At 29.8% G+C, this 19,945-nt stretch carries 11 protein-coding genes and 1 riboswitch; all 11 genes read right to left on the reverse strand.

Going from position 1 to position 19,945, the window contains the following annotated elements; all coding sequences use genetic code 11:
- Positions 1 to 3: 3 nt before the first annotated feature.
- Positions 4 to 1,680, reverse strand: a complete 1,677-nt coding sequence (locus tag BFN48_RS10740) for a PucR family transcriptional regulator (RefSeq protein WP_069650909.1) — start codon at positions 1,678 to 1,680, stop codon at positions 4 to 6.
- Between the two features lie 122 nt (positions 1,681 to 1,802).
- Positions 1,803 to 5,570 (reverse strand): S-layer homology domain-containing protein, encoded by a 3,768-nt coding sequence (locus BFN48_RS10745; protein ID WP_069650910.1) that lies wholly within the window; start codon positions 5,568 to 5,570, stop codon positions 1,803 to 1,805.
- An 80-nt stretch (positions 5,571 to 5,650) separates the two neighbouring features.
- Positions 5,651 to 12,232 (reverse strand): hypothetical protein, encoded by a 6,582-nt coding sequence (locus BFN48_RS10750; RefSeq protein ID WP_069650911.1) that lies wholly within the window; start codon positions 12,230 to 12,232, stop codon positions 5,651 to 5,653.
- 101 nt (positions 12,233 to 12,333) lie between these two features.
- Positions 12,334 to 12,420, reverse strand: a riboswitch (cyclic di-GMP riboswitch).
- A 133-nt stretch (positions 12,421 to 12,553) separates the two neighbouring features.
- A complete protein-coding gene (locus BFN48_RS10755; protein WP_069650912.1) occupies positions 12,554 to 13,351 on the reverse strand; it encodes a formate/nitrite transporter family protein in 798 nt (265 codons plus the stop codon).
- Between the two features lie 14 nt (positions 13,352 to 13,365).
- A complete protein-coding gene (locus BFN48_RS10760) occupies positions 13,366 to 13,917 on the reverse strand; it encodes a beta-class carbonic anhydrase (protein ID WP_069650913.1) in 552 nt (183 codons plus the stop codon).
- Between the two features lie 102 nt (positions 13,918 to 14,019).
- On the reverse strand, positions 14,020 to 14,463 hold the full coding sequence (locus BFN48_RS10765; RefSeq protein ID WP_278287341.1) for an MOSC domain-containing protein: 444 nt from the start codon (positions 14,461 to 14,463) through the stop codon (positions 14,020 to 14,022).
- An 18-nt stretch (positions 14,464 to 14,481) separates the two neighbouring features.
- Positions 14,482 to 14,949, reverse strand: coding sequence for a cyclic pyranopterin monophosphate synthase MoaC (gene moaC, locus BFN48_RS10770; protein ID WP_069650914.1), 468 nt, complete (start codon positions 14,947 to 14,949; stop codon positions 14,482 to 14,484).
- A gap of 1 nt (position 14,950) precedes the next feature.
- On the reverse strand, positions 14,951 to 15,907 hold the full coding sequence (gene moaA / locus BFN48_RS10775; RefSeq protein ID WP_069650915.1) for a GTP 3',8-cyclase MoaA: 957 nt from the start codon (positions 15,905 to 15,907) through the stop codon (positions 14,951 to 14,953).
- 23 nt (positions 15,908 to 15,930) lie between these two features.
- Positions 15,931 to 17,841: a molybdopterin biosynthesis protein gene (locus BFN48_RS10780; protein WP_069650916.1), complete on the reverse strand. Its 1,911-nt coding sequence runs from the start codon at positions 17,839 to 17,841 to the stop codon at positions 15,931 to 15,933.
- A gap of 244 nt (positions 17,842 to 18,085) precedes the next feature.
- Positions 18,086 to 19,312 (reverse strand): molybdopterin molybdotransferase MoeA, encoded by a 1,227-nt coding sequence (locus BFN48_RS10785; RefSeq protein WP_069650917.1) that lies wholly within the window; start codon positions 19,310 to 19,312, stop codon positions 18,086 to 18,088.
- Positions 19,312 to 19,944, reverse strand: a complete 633-nt coding sequence (locus tag BFN48_RS10790) for an ATP-binding cassette domain-containing protein (RefSeq protein WP_069650918.1) — start codon at positions 19,942 to 19,944, stop codon at positions 19,312 to 19,314. The genes BFN48_RS10785 and BFN48_RS10790 overlap by 1 nt, the downstream gene beginning before the upstream one ends.
- Position 19,945 lies beyond the last annotated feature (1 nt).

The following is a 19,945-nucleotide window of genomic DNA, read 5'->3' on the forward strand; positions in this document are numbered from 1 at the left end:
TATTTATTCCTCACTTTGCAATATTTTTTTTATTTTCAAAGCTACCTCTAAGTTTAATCTGTCTTTTGCATTTTCTAAATCCATACCAGTTATATCCTTAATTCTTTGAATCCTATAAAGAATAGTATTATAATGTGTAAATAGTGCCTGAGACATTTTCTTAAGATTGCCATTGTATTCGAAATATGCTTCTAACGTTTTTACTAAATCTGTAGATTTTTTTATATCATATTCAACTAAACATTTAATAGTAGTATTATAAAATTTTATAAGTTCTTCTTTCAAAGAGTCATGACATAGTATTTTATATATACCTAAATCCTCAAAATTAACTACACAATTTTCATCTAAAATACCGCCTGCTCTGATAGCCTTAATTGTATCCATATAACTTTTATATGCATTCATTAAACCTATATATTCTCTGCCTATCCCCATTCTAAATTTAAATTTACCTAAGCTTTTTCTTAATAACTTTTCTACTTTATTACTAAATATCTCTAACTTTAAATCCATTTTTTCATTGTCATTAAAAGATAATAACACATATATGCTATCAGTCTTATTTGTAACAAGACCATTAATATTAATGTCTCCTATAAGTTTTTCTATTGAGTTTGCCAATCTAATAATTTTTTTTTGAAATGAATCATCAGATAATGCCGCATTTTCTGTATTTGTACTTCTATTAATACAAATTACTGCCATTACATATTTATTATCTCGATTTAGCTTAAATAAAACTGCTCTTTCTAAAGCTTTTTCTCTTCTTTTATTATCCAAAGATATTAAATCTTCTATAAATTCATATTTATGTCGATTTTCCACCTCCATTACTGATAATATTTTCAGAATTTCCAAAGCTATTGTAGTTGAAGCTGATTCTAAAACAGAAAAATCAAACCCGCCTAATGGAGTACTAGTAGACCATGTAAAAATATATCCATAAAGATGGTTTTTAACAATAATTGGCATAACCATTCTTTTTATGTACTTCCCTTTTATTAACTCTGTACTTTCATATAATTTATTATCTTTATATTTACTTAAAGATTCTTTATAAAATTTTTTTAGATTTTTTAAAAGTAAATTTTTAGTTTTATCGTCTTCGCAGTCAAATTTTATTATTGTTTTTTTAGGAAATTCTAAATCAACTAATACTGGATTTCTAACACTTTCATACACAACCTCAGTTATTTTCTCAATACTAAAATTACCCATCATTGCATTCATCAATTTTTCGTGTATTTTTTCTAATCTTTGAAGTAAAGATGCCTGTTTATTAAATATTTCTTTAAAAATCGGAGTCATAATATCTGAAAAAGGTGTAGCATAATAAAGATCAATAATTGGAAAATTTAATTTATCGGCTAATTCAATTACTTCTTTAGATAGAGATTTTATATAAGGATAAATTTTAATTCCTATGCCTGCTAATTTCTTCTCTGAACACTGTTTAATAAATTCTTTCTGCTCTATTACACTTTCTTTTCTAAAAGAATAAGCTGTTGTCAATAACAACTCTCCTTCATGAACCCAATCTAAAATGTCAGGGTCTGCCATAATATTAACTCTTGAAACAGTATTCTTTATACCTTTATAGCCAGCAATAAGCTTGCAATTTTTCATACAGTCCATTTTTAAAATATCTTCTAACAGAATACCATTTTGCCTAACCAATATACTACACCTCACTATTCTGAATTATGTTAATATTTTGACATCTTTGATTAATTTCCTTCTTATAGATTTAAAATAATATTTTCTAAATGAAAATAAGGAGGTAAAATACCTCCTTATTTTTAATTTATAAAATCTACAGCTTTCATCATTCTAATTAACATCGTAGCTGCTTCTGCTCTTGTTGCATTATCTTTGGGTACAAATGTATTGTAAGTTTTACCTGTGATTATACCTTCTTTTGAAGCTATTGCTACAGATTCCTTAGCCCAATTTGCTATAATAGATTTATCATCAAATTTATTTAACAATGTATTTAATTCATTATCATCCACTGTTATATTTCTGCCAGCTACTTTTAATGCTCTAGTAACCATAACTGCCATTTCTTCTCTACTTATAGTCTTATATGGTTTAAATGTACCATCATCATAGCCAGTAACTAATCCTTCATCAACTGCTGTGCTAACAACTTTTGCAAACCATTCTTTTCCTTCTATATCTGAAAAATTATTACTGCTTGTCTCATTAGTTTTCAAACCTAATGCTCTTACAAGAAGTGCTGCAAACTCTGCTCTTGTTATGTTTTCATTAGGTGCAAATTCATTTTCATTTTTCCCATTTATGATTAATTTTGAAGCTAATATCTCTATATTATCCTTAGCCCAATGATTTACAATATCTTCAAAAGTTTTTTGACTTTCAATTAATGTATAAATACTGTTACCTTTTCTTTTCAAATAAGCTACATAGTTTCCATTTTCATTTACAATTTTAGTTGGTACATGGATAAACATATTATTTTCTTCATCAAACACTACACCTACAACTTTATTTACATCTACTGTTGTATTTAGTGTAATTTTTCTAGTTATATATTTTGATTTAAAATTATTTATCTCTATTTTGTTCTGTTCACTAGCTGAAGCTTCTATTTTAAACTCTACAGGTGCAGTTAGCAACTTCATATTCTGTTTCTTAACAACATCCTCTATTTCGTTTATTACTTGCTTTGAAGGCTCTTTTATTATTATATCTATACTTATGTTTTCATCTTTTAGTACATTTTTGATCTCATCCATATCAATTACATCTACTGGTAAAATATATTCTGCCAAATTAGATTTAACTATTACTGACATATCATCATCTTTTTCTTTAAGAACATTTACTATACTGTAAGGTAATTTGATTTCAACATTTGATATTTCTTCTTCTATAATGTTAAAACTATTACTTGCTAAATTATTAATAGCTTCTAAAGTTTTCTGTTCATCATAGATTATCTGATTTATTATTATTCCATCTTCTAATACTTTCTCTTCTATAGATTTTTCACTGTCTTCTTGTATAAACTCTAAATTCTCTTCAGGATTTTGTGGTTCTTCTTGAATAATAGGTAGTGGTATTATTGGTATCTGTGGTTGTTCTTGTGGCTGCTCTTGAGTTTGTTCTTGTGGCTGCTCTTCCGATTGTTCCTGCTGATCTTCTTGTGTTTGTCCTTGATTTATTGTTTCATTTACAGTAAAAGTATCTGTAAAGCTTAAACCATTCCAAATAACAGTTATTGTGTAATCTCCAGCCTCAAGACCCTCAGGGAAATTAAATGTAAATTGAGTTGAATTTATTTCGCTATCACTTAGCGTAACCCCGCCATATCCAGAAATTGTTAAAGAAGGTTTTTTATCTGTTGTGTTAAAAGTCAACCCTTCCCCTGTTACTAACATTGTGAAAGAGCTATATCCAAAATCTTTTTCCTTAGGAGATATTGATATCGAACGAACAGCAATTAATATGCTTGTTTCAAACTCATCACCATTTCCATCAACTACTTTTATTGTATGTGTACCTTCTGTTAAATAGCTTTCATTTGGTATTGTAAAGTTCAATTGTGAAGTTGAAATAATGTTCACATTGCTGATTGGATTATTATCAATAGTTAAAGTTGTATTATCCTGAATAAAGTTTGTATTAATACCAGTTATAGTTATTTCTTTGTTTCCTAATTCATCCTTGTATACTGATGAAGGAGATATACTGCTAATTCCAGCAGTATTTACTTTTATTAACGAACTGCCTTGAACAACTTCATTTATTAAACTGCTAGATGTAGTTATCTTAATTCCATAATTTCCTTGCATTATTATAGTATTAGGAATTAAATTAAAAGTAAGTTTCGTATCGTTAATAACTTCTACATTAGAAATTGTAACCTCTGATATAGCTGTTTGCTGATCATCTAATATTTCTATTATAGGTATTGATTTTGAAAAATGAGTCATATCACCTATTACAGTTATAGTAATCGGTGTACTGCCCGCATTAACAATAGTATTTGGGGAAACCGATACTATTGTAGGTGAAGTTACAGTAAATTGATAAGTAGCTTTATCTGAGCTAGTATTGCTATCTCCATCAATATCTATTACAATTGTATAATTTCCTGCACTTAATCCTTCTTTTAATGAAAAGCTTAAATGCGTAGAATCTTCAACAACTACTGTTTCAGTTTTACCTGTTAACTCTTGAATTTCAACTGTTGTTGTTCCTTGCCTAAATAATGTGTTTGTTCCTGTTATTTCCACAGTCATTTTTTTATATCCTTCAGGTATATTATTTCCACTTACTACATCTGAAACAAATTCCACATTTGTTATTTGTGGTGCATCAACTGTAAAAGTATCCTCTACTATCTGGCTACCAGTCACGGCTCTAACATAATATGTCCCTACTGGTAATCCAGTTTCCAACTGAAAGCTTATATTAGTATTGTTAGATACATTTATATTCGAAATATAAGTTGCTGTTATGTCAGTACCACCACTATCAGGATTTCCATTATATAAATTTAATTGTGTTATTCCACTTGAAAAACTTGTATTAGTCCCTACTAAAACTAAATTATAAGGCGATATATACCCTGCAGGAATTTTATCTAAATCTAATCCTTGATACCGAAGTGAAGCTGATACAGAGTTTACTGATAAAGTCGTTTGCACTACTTCATTACCCGTACTAACTTCTACAGTATATACTCCTGGTTCCAAACCACTGTTTAGTGAAAATGATAAACTATTCTCATTATTAACAACTATACTACCCACAATGTTGCTTTTTCCTATAATACTAACTGTTGTTTGGGTTTGACTAAAACCTGTATTAACTCCAGTAACATTAATAGTAGTTGTAGAATAACCCTCGCTTATATTATTAGGTGAAATCGAAATAGATGGCGTTCCTCTTACTTCTAAAGCATTAACAGCAGTAATAATCTCATCATCTGTAGTAACTCGTATTGAATATGTCCCAGAAGGTAATCCGTCTTTCAATTTAAATGTTAAGTTTGTATTAGAATCTACTGATGTAATAAAATCTACATAATTCATTACTTGATTCTGACTGTCTAATATTTCAACTGAAGTTTTTCCTAAAGTAAAATTAGTATTAACTCCTGTAACAGTTATTTCTTGATTACTATAATCTTTTGCTAGACTCGTTGGTGAAATACTGCTAATTGAAGGATCCCCTATTGTTATAGTTCCAACATCATAAGTACCCTTAGGGTCTACTATTCTTATATCGTATACCCCATTTGCTAAACCTGCTCCTAAAGTAAAGCTAACTTCATCTGCAGTTGAAGTAACGCTACTAACTTGTGCAGTTTTAACTACTGACCCATTCTGCATTATATAAGGAGTGCTATTGCCTGCTGTAAATGAATTTAGTGATGTTATTGTAATCCTTTTAGGAAGAGATGAACTGCTTACAGCTTTTGGACTAATAGTAAAAGTAGATACAGCTTTAACGGTATTAAATACTGCAAATTGTGTAAAGATTATAGTAAAAATTATAGTAAAAGCCAGTAATTTATTTATAAAATACTTTTTCATATTTATTCTCACCTGTTTTTCACTCCCATCCTTTTAGAGTATAAAGATGATACTGTGGGCTAAGTAGCCCACAGTTAATATTATTGAAGTAAACTTAAGTCTATAATCCATTCTGATGGTGACTGTACATCATCTTCTGTTACAGTAACACTGTAGTTTAGAGGTGAATTAATAGTATAATATCTTTCTGACGTTGTTATATCAGTCACTGCCCATGTTGTTCCTGAATCAAGTTTAAAAGTAAACGTACCATCTTCTGATGTCTGTATCCATCTCTTTTCAACTGAAGTATCTATTACTCCATTAACAACTGGTTGAATTGCAACCCATACTTTTCCACTTAAACTTGTTCCATTTTGTTTAACTTGTCCGATTACCTTTTTCTTAGTTTCGTTATTAAAATCTATCACTATGTTAAGTTGAGTTTGTTCATCATTAACAATAAATTCTTGTTCGATTTCTGTCCAATATGAAGGTGTACCAAAGTTCTTAATTACATAATCTCCTGTTCTTAATCTAGTTTCAAATACATACTCACCATTGTTAGCACTCTTCAATTGAACAGGTACGTAATGTTTAGTTCCTTTCTTATCTAATTCAATATCTATCCAAGCTTCTTGGTCATTTAGTCCAGTATTTTTGATAATTATTGTAACGTTTGGTCCCGGCTCTTTGACTTCAACATGAGTCTGTTGACCTTCATTTACAGTAAACTCAGTATAAGGTTTATACCATATTCCATTACCAGATACAGCTATTACTTTATACAAACCTGGCTCCAATCTAATGCTAAACTGTCCATTTTCATCAACATTTACCCATTTAGTATAGTGCCAATAAATATCATCAGCGTTATAATACTTTTCTTCATTTATCCTTAATCCATCTAAAGTAAGTTGATTTCCTTCATTATCATATCTTGCAATTCCTATCCATCCGTAACTTAACACCTGTTCTTGTCCATCTATACTAGCTGTAACTGTACCTATAACGTTAGGTTCAGGTGGTGATACAACCAATTCACCATTAACTATATTTTCTGAATCAATTAAAGTTCCATCCTGACCTATAGTAAATCTAATATCAGTTTCATAGCTAAAATTATATCCGTATACGTTAACTACTTTATATTCACCTGGTTCTAAGTATATTTTGAATTTATACTCACCATCATAATTTTTATATTCAATCCAGTGTGCATTATCCCAATCATTTATACCTGCATCTACTGGTTTAATTGTTAACCATGCTTTATCAGTCACTTGATTTCCATATGAATCTTTAACTATACCTACAAGATTAGGAACTGGAGGCTTAATTTGCAATAATCCATTTTCTATTACTCCATCAACTGGTGAGCTTATATTCTCTCCTTCTACTGTAAATGGTATATATAATCTTTGCCATAAACCAGGTGCAGATATATTTGTTACTTTCCAATTACCATCATCTAGGCTCAGTTCAAAATACCCATCTTCATCAGTCTGAATCCATTTTACATTACTCCAGTCATGTTCTTTCGCACCTGCTGGTTTTATAGCTATATGAGTGTTAGCAAGAATATTTCCATTTTCATCTTTTACATATCCTCTAACATTCGGTTTTTGTTGTTTTACAATAAGTTCTCCATTAACTACATATTCATTTTCAACAAGATTACCCTGGTTATCTACTTCAAAGTTTATATTTAGCTGCATCCAAGTATCTTTTCCACCAGCTTCTACAACCTTATACTTACCAGGCTGTAATACTAAAGTAAATTGTCCATTTTGATCAGAATTAGCCCATTTATCATCCATCCAGTTGTCGTAATCTACTTCCCAATTATCATTTGCTGGTTTAATTCTCATCCATGAATTTTGAACTATTTCGAATTGTTCAGCTTCTTTGTTGTACTTCTTAACATAACCTATAACATTTGGTCTAATCTCTAAAGAAGATATATCTGCTAATTGACCATTAACAACCTTGAATTCATAATTCACGCTAACCCATTTACCATTTATCCAAGTATTATTTTCATTCCAATATCCTCTTGTAGAATAACCTGTTATCCTATAATCTCCATCATTTAATTTAATTGAAAACTCTCCATTGTCATTTGTATTTGTGCTAAACCATCTGTTGTAATAATAATCACTATTGTAAGCTATAGTACCATCATCATTAAATTCTTCATCTACTATTCGTTCAATATTAACCCATGCATCCACTTCTGGATTACCATCTTTATCCAAAATCCTACCTACTACATTTGGTACGTAATTTACATTCAGCTCATAAGTATCATTACCTGAATTATAGGTTATAATATCTGCATAATCAGATTTATTTAATGTAAATTCAATACCTAACTGTTTCCAGCCGCCTGGTGTGCTAACACCGATAATCTCATATCTGCCATCCTCAAGATATCCTATGAATTGACCAGTATTTGTCCCACTTGTATATTTAACATCCATCCATATCTCATATTTCCAAGGATTCTCTTTATAATCTTCATAATTAGGATCTTGTTCATCTAGTATTTTTCTAATACCAATTCCTACATAATCATTATTGGTAATGCTTATATCTCCGATATTAAGATTACCTTTAACATTCGGTCTTAGTACAATATTATCTGTTAAATCGTTGATAACAATTTTCTTATTAAAAGTTATCCTACGTTCTTTTGAGTAATCATAGTAATATTCTTCTTTGTCTAAACCATCATCAATTCTGTAAGAAATATCTCTAATAATATATTCTCCATCTTTTAAATTAAATCCAAAATATCCTTCTTCATCTGTTTCTGTTCCAAACCACTGAGTATAATCCGCTTTTTCAATACTAATAAATGCATTTGGTATTGGATTACCATCAAAATCTAATACTTGTCCACTAAAGTTTGGCTTAGGTGGTATTATTATTAAATCTAATGCAGGTGGCTCAATTAATATAGGATTATTTCTATCAGGATTAAGTTCTATATATTTTTTTGGTGTAGAAATTGCAAAAGCCTCATATATTTTAGCTTCATCTAAAAATACACTAAAGCTTCCATCTTCTTTTACATGTATCCATTTTTCATATTGCCAAGGTGCTTCTTTAAATTCTTCATCTGAAATACCATATTCTCTTAAGACCAACCAAACTTGATTAAAATCATCATCTTCACCTGCATATTGAGCTCTGCCATCAAAAGGTATTCCTTCATTAGTTTGAGCATCAATTTTCTTAAACACATATCCTTTAACATTATCCTGTGGTTTTTGAATTATTAGGTTAGTAACAGCCTCTCCATTCAGTGTAAGTCTTAATTCAAGATTTCCATCTTCATTAACTATATAAAATTTTATATTAACTTCTTGCCATATCTGTTCATTTGGATTCCATATACCTTTTACAAGATATTCTCCTTCTTCAAGATTTATTGCAAATTCACCATTTTCATTTACACCAAATCCCATATATTCGCTGAAAAATTCACCCTTTGTTGCATCAGGAAGTTTTTCTAAATCTACCCAAGCATTAGGTATCGGATTATTATCTTCATTTAAAACTTGTCCTAATACATTAGGCTGCTTTATAGTAATAACTACTTGCAGTTTATTATCTATAGTGTGTGATTCAGTTACTTCAAACTTATAATCCAAATCTTTCCAATGTCCGTCTATCTCATAACCATCAATCTTATATAAACCAGGTTCTAAATTCAAGTAAACCTTGCCGTCTTTATCTGTTTTTCTCCACTCTTCTATAGAGTTCTCTATTCCACGTATTGGAAGTCCATACCCTGATAAAGATGTTCCATCTTCATATACTAAAGAAATTACCACATTACTACTCTCTTCCTTTATATTATCTAAATCTATTACATAAGCATTTTCTCCAGTATAATTTGAATTTTCATCTAAAATTATTTTTAAATCCATATTCTCTACTTTTATTTTTTCATTAGTTTCTTCATTAAACGCCCATAACTCATAAAAATTATAAGCTCCAGGTAACAAATAGAATTCGAATGTACCTGTCTTAGTATATGAACCTGGTTCAACAATTTCGCCATTGTATTCAAAATTAAATTCTATTCCAGCTTCGCCTTTGTAAATTTGTCCATCTTGAGTTAGTTTTATCTCAAGATTTGGTGCTGGTAATTGTATATTTTCAAGTGGACTTTTATCATCAACTAACACTATCTTTCCATTTAAAACTTGAAATTGTTTATTTACAAAGTAAAGTCCTCCATTATCATTTTCATTAAAAATTTTGGACACAGCTGCAAGATAGTAATTGCCATCATCTAAAGCTATACCAAAGTTGCCAGATGGATCTGTCATTGTCTCATAAAAACCATCATTATCATCTACAATAACTATATGACCATTTTGTAGAGGATTACCTTTTTGGTCTATAATATTTCCGAATATATTGGTTAAAGGAAATATTATTTCTTTATTTAAATATGTGGATTCATCATTATTAACTGTAAATATATATTCCTCTTCAGGTTTTATATGAGTAAATCCTAGCTGTTTGCCAATAACTAAATACTCGCCAGGAGCAAGATGTATTGAGAAGCTTCCATCTTCATTTGTTTCAACAGTCTTTCCAAATATCCTAAATATTTCATCATTTTGTACATCTTTATCTTCTATATAAGATAAATAGCTAGTATCAATTATTAATAGTTTGTCTACATAGAACTCTCCATCTTCTCTATGAACATTGCCAAATACATTATCATCTGGAATTTGAATATCAAAATTAAATACTTCCCCATCAGCCATATATGGAACTTCTATAGTTTTATCAATGCTGATTGATTTTTCACCATTTTCATCCCAAATTTCTAAACTTACAGCCTTATATGTTCCAGGCTCTATCCATCTATCAAACATCCCATTTCCATCAATATGGATAAAATCCACATAATCATAAATACTTTCATATTCAAAATCAATCATTGATAAATCTAAATCTTCTGGTACTAAAATAATTTCAGCACCTTCTATATCGGATAATATACTTCCTTGTTGATCGATTACATTTCCTTTAATATGAATATCCATATGAAATTCAGTAACTTTTTCATCTAAAATATGTCCTACTTTATCTTCAATATTTCTTACTACAAGCAAGTTTCCAATAAAATTACTTTCCATAAAATATAACTTAACTTCATAATAAGAGTCAGTATTCTCATCACCAAACAATTCAATCATATCTGGATATATTCCAGTTGATATATCATCTTTTTTAAGCTCAAAGTTGTACTCTGATATAGAACTTCCCTTAACCATATCATCAAAATTTACTTTTACTGTATAATACTTAACATCATTTATTATTTCTTCTCCACTAAACCATGTATTAGGATTTGGAGGACTATTATCTATTCTTGCTTCCCAAAGCTGTTCAGATTTTTCTGGTATTCCGTCATCATTCTTATCATATACAAGTTTAACTAAAATTTCTTGATTGTTTATTTCTTTATCACTAAAATCAATAAATAATTCACTATTTTCAGCCTCATAAGAAAATCTAATTATTTCTTCATTGCTATTCGGATCTTCATTTGCAATAGTTTCTCTATATCCTAATTTTGCAATAGTTGTAGGTGTTTCTGTATCTTTAGTCAGTAATTCAATATACAATTTATCTTTGTAACCTGTAAAATTTTCTACTGCAACATCAACAATCGGATTTTCTTGAATATCGTAAGTTAATTTATGTGCGTTTATCCAATAGTCAGTTGATTGCCAATAAAATACAACTTCAGTATTTTCACCATATTTTAAAGTTATTTTATTTCTCTCTCTCTTATCTACAGGAATCGCTGTTAATTCATTGTCAGTTTTTCCTTCTAATGTTTCACCTATTTCAATATATTCATCAGTATTATTCTTATCAGAAAAATGACCATATAGTTTATAGAATCTATACTCTGGATCATATTCTTCATGGAAAACCACTTTAAAATCTATAGGTTGTCCAATCTCATTATTGTTTTCATCTACTATTACCGAACTACCCTGAATCGCTATTTGCTCTGAATCAACAATATTAAACAATTCAACTTCTATAATATCATTATCATAATACTCATCTTCTGCTATGCTGAATTTCGGTGGTTCTGGTATCCAATAGAATTTTATACTTTTATTTAGATAGTTAAGTTCTATTTCATTTTTCTTTGCTGCATATACGGGTATTGCAGTTTTTGCATTTTCTGACTTGTTACTAAAATCTTCATCAAGTCTAGAATATTCTTCACTATTTCTAAAATCAACGAAGTGTCCAAAAAATTCAAAGTCTGGTGTATAAACATCTTCTCCATATACATTTTCTATTACGCTTTTGAATTCAACTTTAAATTCTGTAGCTAGTTCTTCAATAGGTTGTTCAAATTCATCTAAAGGAGTAGATTTACCATAAACAACTGTAACTACCGTCTCATTAGAACCTTCACCATTGTATTCAGTATTTAGCAGTTGAATATGTAAATCGTCTCCAAAGCCCATATATTGTGCATCTACGTTGTTAATAATAAATTCTGGTTCATTTACTTCTACACCGTATGCTATATCTAAATTAAAAGAAAACAAATTAAATAACAGTGCTAAAATCATCAATACTGAAGTTGTTTTTTTAGATGCATACTTAAGCATATTTCTCAAGTTTTCCACCCCCTAATAAGATAAAAATAAAAAACCTAGTACAAATGTACTAGGCAAACTAACCATAAGAATATCGTCTTACTTAACCATGAAAACATTTCATGGGCAGCCTGGCAACCATAGGATATTAGTCCCTTAGGCCCATAGCTTTGCGTCCTAACCTTTCGGTTAGTTTGCCAAAATATTTAATTTTAATGCCTTGCAATATATTTATCGACATAATTTAACAATTTATTTAGCCTAAAACAAAAAAATTTTTATCAAAATTCAAACAAAAAAGGATGCAAAACTGCATCCTTCATTTTAACTATATATTAAGCCTTATTTAGTTTCTTTTTCTCTAGCAGGTATTACATAAACTAAATAATATACAACAGGAACTATAATAGCTCCTCCCACTATATTACCTATAGTAACAGGAATTAAGTTCTTCATCCAAATTTGTCCCCAAGTAACTTCAGCTCCTAAAAATTTACCTAAAGAAATAAAATACATATTAGCTACACTATGCTCATAACCTGATAAAACAAACATCATAATTGGGAACCAACAAGCAAATATTTTAGAAATTACATCTTGTGCTCCTGTTGCAAGCCATACTGCAAGAACTACAACAACATTACATAGTATTGCTCTAAAGAAGGCTTGACTAAATGTTAAACCAACTTTTCCAGTAGCAATTTTTATAGCTAATTGAGTAGCTGGAGCATCTACTTTATAAAAACCAGCTTTAACTACAACTATAGCTAATAATATTGATCCGATAAAGTTCCCTAAATAAACAAAGAACCAGTTTTTTAACATTTGGTTTGCATTAATTTTTTTATCCATTAAAGCTAATGTCATAAGGTTGTTTCCTGTAAACAATTCTGCCCCTGCCATTACAACTAACATAAGTCCTACAGGGAATACTGCAGCACCCATAAATTTCATAAGTCCAACATCAATATTTTTTAATGTTTGCATAACAGTAATATCAGCTTGTGCACCAAAGCCTATAAAAATACCTGCAAAAATTCCTAATAAAATCATTTGCAAAGTTGATAGATTAGCCTTTTTTATACCAGCGTTAATAGTAGCTTGAGTTATTTCTGGTGGTGTCAACATTCTCTTTTGCATTTTATTACTCCTTTCTATTCATTATCATTTATTATAACTTCTAATTCCCCACTATTCGGGTCAATTAGAAAACCATGAACTTTAACATCCTTAGGTACAAATGGTGAATTTTTTATTTTTTTTACTACTTGAATTACATTTTCCTTTTCATCTTTTATAATGCCTGTCCAATTAGCTAAGTCTATTGAATCTATAGCTTCTTTAGGAACTCCTCTTTCTAACATCTTATTTCTTATATCCTCTAAGCTCTGTTTTGCCATACCACAATCTTTATGCCCTACTACAAAAACTTCCTTTAAACCCATCATAATCGTTCCTAAAGATATACTTCTTATGACATCATCACAATTGTCTCTAATACTGTTGCCAGCATTTTTTAAAACCTTTACTTCTCCTCTTTTAAAGCCCATGGCTTCTTCAACTAATCCAACTAATCTTGTGTCCATGCATGTAAAAATAAGTATTTCTTTTTGTGCATGAGAACTTATTGGTTTATCATCTCTTCTTTCTCTTCTTACTTTAACATATTTTTTATTAGCATCAAGTATTTTTTCTGAAATTTGCATAACATCCCCGTTTGTTTATTTTTTAACAATGTAACAAGTTCATTATACTAAATATTTTTCTAATAATCAATTATATTTTTTAGTTGATTTAATGGTCGGACCTTAATACAATACTTCAATAACATCACCTACTTTTATCTTGCCACCTTTTAAAACTTTTGTAAATATACCTTCTTTAGGCATTACACATTGTCCAACTTCTTTTGCTATAGCACAACCAGAATGACATTCTTTACCAATTTGAGTTACTTCTTGTATCGTTTCCCCAATTTTTAATTTAGTCCCTACAGGTAATTCATAAAGCTTTATTCCTTCAGTAGTAATATTTTCAGCAAACTTTCCGCTACACAACCCTTTTACTCCTAATTTTTTCATCTTTTCAATACTCTCTATTCCAAGTAAACTAACTTGTCTGTGCCATTTTCCTGCATGAGCATCACCCACTAAACCAAAATTTTCTTTAAATATGCCTTCAGTTATAGGTGTTTTTATTACCCCTTTCTTCTCACTTATATTTATAGCCACTACTTTTCCTATGCTTTTCATAACAATCACTCCTCGATTTTAATACCTACTATAATCCCCAGACTTACCACCAGTTTTCTTTACAAGCATAATGTCGCTAATTACCATATCCTTATCTACAGCCTTACACATATCATATATAGTAAGCGCTGCCATAGATACTGCCATAAGAGCTTCCATTTCTACACCAGTTTTCCCAACAGTTTTAACTTCTGATTCAATTTCAATAGCATCTTCTAATATTTTAAATCTTATATTAGCTCCTGTTATAAATATGTTGTGACACATTGGAATTAAATCACTTGTCCTTTTAGCTCCCATTATACCGCCTATTTGTGCAACAGAAAGTACATTACCCTTTTTTATAAGACCTTCCTTTATTAAATTGATAGTTTCTTTTTTCATACTAATCTTGCCCTTGGCAATTGCTGTTCGTATAGTATCATCCTTACTGCTTATTTCTACCATATGAGCTAAACCTTCATCGTTAAAATGTGTAAATTTCATATTAACCTCCTATTTGAACCATATTCTTATTTATACAACTACCATTTTCCAAATTATGTGATAGAGGTTTATTTTTCACTTTTTTATATATTATATCTTTTAAATCTTTACCTTGTCTTAAAGGAGTTTTTAAATCAATTTCTTCATCTGAGTGTAAACAAAGCTTTAACTTCCCTTGAGATGTAACCCTTACTTTATTACACGAATCGCAAAATTTACAAGAGATCGGATTAATAAAACCAATTCTACCTTTAGAATTAGGCATTTTATAATAAATTGCTGGTGAATGCAGCTCTGAATTAGGAACCTTTATCATATTGGGGATTTTTTCAAACACTATTCTACTAGTTATAAATTTTTCAATAGCAAAGTTCCTTGCTTGACCAATCGGCATTAATTCAATAAATCTTATATCTATATTTTCAGTTAAAGTTATCTTCGCAAAATCTTCTATTTCATCTTCATTAAATCCTGCTATTAAAACTACATTTAATTTAATAGGTGCTAATCCAACTTTTTTTGCTTCTTCAATTCCCTCTAATACATCTTTAAGTTTGCCTCCACAAGTTATATACGAAAATTTATCTTCTCTTAATGTATCTATACTTATATTTACTCTGTTTAATCCTGCATCTTTTAAAGACTTTGCGTATTTTTTTAGCAAAATACCATTAGTAGTAATAGCTAAATCTTTAATACCTTTTAATTTAGCTATGCTTTCAACCAACTCAATTATTCCTCTTCTTATTAATGGCTCTCCTCCAGTTAATCTAACTTTTTTTACGCCAAGCGACTCAAAAACCCTAGCTATTTCCAACAATTCTTCAATTCTTAATATTTCTTCATGTGATAACTTACATACACCATCTTTTGGCATACAATATCTACACCTTAAATTGCACAAATCTGTAACAGATAACCTTAAATAGTTTATTTCTCTATCGAAAGAATCTTTCATAAGCCCACCTACTTTAATTTAAGTCAATTAACTATAATTATTTCGCCAGTATCTTTAAATTTATATCCACCTAGCTTTTCTACTCTTTTCTGAAACTCATGCGATTTTAATATAGAAATAAATCTTTGAATTTCTATCTTTTCTAAATACTCAAATGGTATTAAAAAATCATAATCCTCATAGCCTACAGGTATAAAATCTAGACCAACAGCCCTAGCTGCCGATAAAATTCCAACCCCTGTAGTAGCTATACCTGTCTTTACAGCCATAGCCACAGACATATGAGTATTCATTTCCCTTTGATAACCTTTAATATCATTAGCATCTATTCCTATTTTTTTAAGGTTATAATCTAATAACACTCTAGTACCAGAACCTTTCTGTCTATTTATAAAAGTTATATCGTCCCTAGTTAAATCGCTAAATGATTTAATATTATACGGATTACCTTTAGCAACAATAAATCCTTGAAGTCTTTTTACTCCTTTTATTACAACCATTTTATTGCCTCGGAAATATTTCTTGACGTATGGAATATTGTACTGCCCTGTATTTGGATCTAATAAATGTATTGGTGATATATGACATTCTCTTCTCCTCATAGCCATAATACCACCCATGCTTCCCACATGTCCTGATGAAATCTTCATCATATCAGATATAACATCCATAATTAAATCATGACTTCCAATTGAAACCAATCTATTTTTTATCTCTTTTTCTGCTTTTAATAGCTTTATTTGTACTTCTTTGCCTGATTCTATACCTTCTATGTTTTTAGGTATTTCCAATATACCGTCTGCTCTAACTAAACTCATAGTAACTCCTGCACCTCTAACTAAAGGTGTAGCTATATATTTACCATTTATATGTCCTAAAGTTACTCTAACTAATTCTTTATGTTTTAAAGATGAAACTATTCTCTTTGATAAAATTGCCTTAATAATATTACACTCATCAGTATCTATTCCCTGAAATTTAAAAATTAAAGGTTTGACAAAAGTTTCAAATACAAGATATGCCGACACAGGATAACCTGGTATTCCAATAACTGGTTTATTATTTATCAAACCTAATATTGTTGGTTTTCCTGGCTTTAAAGCAACACCATGAACAACAACTTCTCCTAACTCTTTAATTATTTTAACAGTATAATCTTTAGACCCTGCTGACGAACCAGCATTGACTAATAGAATATCATTATCCTCTATCCCCTTAATTATAGCTTCCTTAAGAAGGTTGTAATCATCTTCTACTGGTTTATATCTTTTAGGAATCCCTCCATATTCTAGTATTAACCCTTCAAAAACTCTAGAATTTGATTCTAGGATTTTGCCCTCCTTTAATTCATCTACTCTTTCAACTAACTCTGATCCAGTTGGTATAATTCCTATCTTAGGCTTTTTGTATACCTTAACAGTTTTAATTCCTCCTGAAATTAATGCTCCTAAATCTACAGGTCGAATTTTATGTTTAGATGAAATAATCATTTCAGTTGCTATAATATCTTCTCCAATAGGTCTTATATGCTGCCAAGGATATGCAGGCTTTATTATTTTTACCTTTCCTTCCCCTATTTCGATAACGTCTTCTATCATAATTACAGAATCATAAGGTTCTGTGACTAAATTCCCTGTATTAATATATTCGAAGTCTTTTCCTTCTACTAAAATAACAGGGTTTACTTCACTAGCACCATATGTTTTTTCTGCTTTAACTACTATACCATCCATTGCTGCTGCATTATAATGGGGAACTGAAGTTTTAGCATATATCGCTTCAAATGTTAATCTCCCCAATGAATCTAATACATCCACTTCTTCATAATCTAACTTTTTAGTAATCTTTTTAAAATATATTCTTTTAGCTTCATCTACGTCCAAATTTCCTATATAAATATTTCTATCAATACTCAACGGAAATCTCCTTCCCATAAATATTTATATTTCGTCATTAGTCGTCCATTTTTCGCTCTTTAATATTCTTTAAATTTAGTTGCCATGAAATAAAAGAATCAGTTACTAGTTGCCAGAAAACAAAACTACTTACGTCTTTCGCTTATCGCTACTTGCTATCCGCATTTTATTTTTTATTAGGCAAACATCGAATGACGAATGGCTAACAACAAAATAATTTTACATTTTCAATTTTTAATTTTTTATCTCTATTCCCTGTCCCCTAAAGAAAATATACCTCTCTCTCTTCTCCTTTGTTTAAGCCCTCTTCATTAGATTTAATTATTACATATCCATTTGAATTAGATAACAATGTAATCATTCCTGATTTCCCATAATTAGGTTTAGCAAATATTTTGCCTTGTCTTTCTTCTAAAGTTACCATTTGATATGTTTCTCTACCAGGAAACGAATGAATATTAGAATCCATAACCGCTTTTGTTTTTTTAATCTCATATGGCATGTCCATAATTTTTCTTACAAGATATTCAACAAAAACTTTGAAAATTATAATAGACGATACAGGATGTCCTGGTAAACCAAATATTATTTTTCCACCGGCTTCGCCTACTAAAGTAGGTTTCCCAGGTTTTATTGATACACCATGTATAAAAACACCTTCACCTTGAAAAGAATTTATTAATTGATAAGTATAATCCCTATTCCCAACAGAACTACCTCCAGAAATAAGTACAATATCTGATAAGTCTATAGCTTTTTCCAATTCTTTTTTTAACAAGTTAAAATCATCTTTTACAATTACTCTTTGTACAACTTCTCCTCCTATTTGTTGGACTAAAGCACTAAGACTATATCCGTTAATATCTCTTATTTTCCCAAAATCTAATTTTTCATCTAAATCTATCAGCTCATCTCCAGTTGAAATAATGTAAAATCTAGGTTTCTTATATACTTTAACATTCTTTAATCCTATAGCTGCAAGAACACCTATATCTTGTGGTTCCAATCTCTTTCCACGTTTTAAAACAATACTACCTTTCTTTATATCATCGCCAGCTCTAATTATATTCTCACCTGGAGCAATAGGTTTTAAGACTGCTATTGTATTCTCATCAATTACCTCTACATTTTCTATCATTATTACTCCGTCTGCCCTTTCAGGAATCATACCCCCAGTTGGTACATAAACTGCTTCTCCATATGTTATTTTAAACTCAGTTTTACTTCCCATTTTGACTTCACCTATTAAGTTTAAAAAACTTGGTATAGTATCAGTTGCTCCATGACTATCACTACTTATGATTGCATAACCATCTACTGTAGAACGGTTAAATTCTGGAACATTTATATCAGATATAATATCTTCGGCTAAAACTCTTCCTAAAACTTTTGTTATTTCAATTTCCTGAATATCTAGCTCAAAATCCATAAACTTTTCTACTATCATTTTCTTAGCTTTCTCTACAGAAACTACATTAAAAAAATCCATTAGAAAAACACCTTCCCATCCTCTAAGCAAATTACTTCATCACAAATTTTTTCAATCTGTTTTAAATCATGAGTTACTATTATCACTGTCGTACCTTTTTCTCTATTCATGTTTATAATCTCTTTTTCAATAATAAAAACAGATTTACTGTCTAGATTTGATGTAGGTTCATCAAGTATTAACAGTTTTGGATTAAATACCATCCCTCTCGCAATAGATACTTTTTGTGATTCTCCACCAGACAAATTAGTTGCTATTGCATCTCTCAAGTAATTAATTCTAAATCGATTCATAATTTCATTAACCATGCTCTTTCTTATATGTTTAGGTATTTTTCTCAGTTTTAAAGGATACTCTATATTTTCGTATACACTTCTTGCTAATAGCTTAGGCCTTTGAAAAACTATTGTCATTTCTTTTAAAATACTTTTACTTAGTTGTTTGCCATCATATTTCACTACACCATCAAAATCTTTATCTAAACCAGCTACTATATTTAATAAAGTAGTTTTCCCTACACCATTTTGTCCAATTAAACCTGTAATTTTTCCCTTTTTTATTTTAAGTTCACTTATATTTAAAATATTTTTATTACCATAGTTTTTCTTAACATTATATAAGGAAACTTCCATA

It is taken from the genome of Caloranaerobacter ferrireducens, from assembly GCF_001730685.1.
In the GTDB taxonomy this organism is placed as follows: Bacteria; Bacillota; Clostridia; order Tissierellales; family Thermohalobacteraceae; genus Caloranaerobacter; species Caloranaerobacter ferrireducens.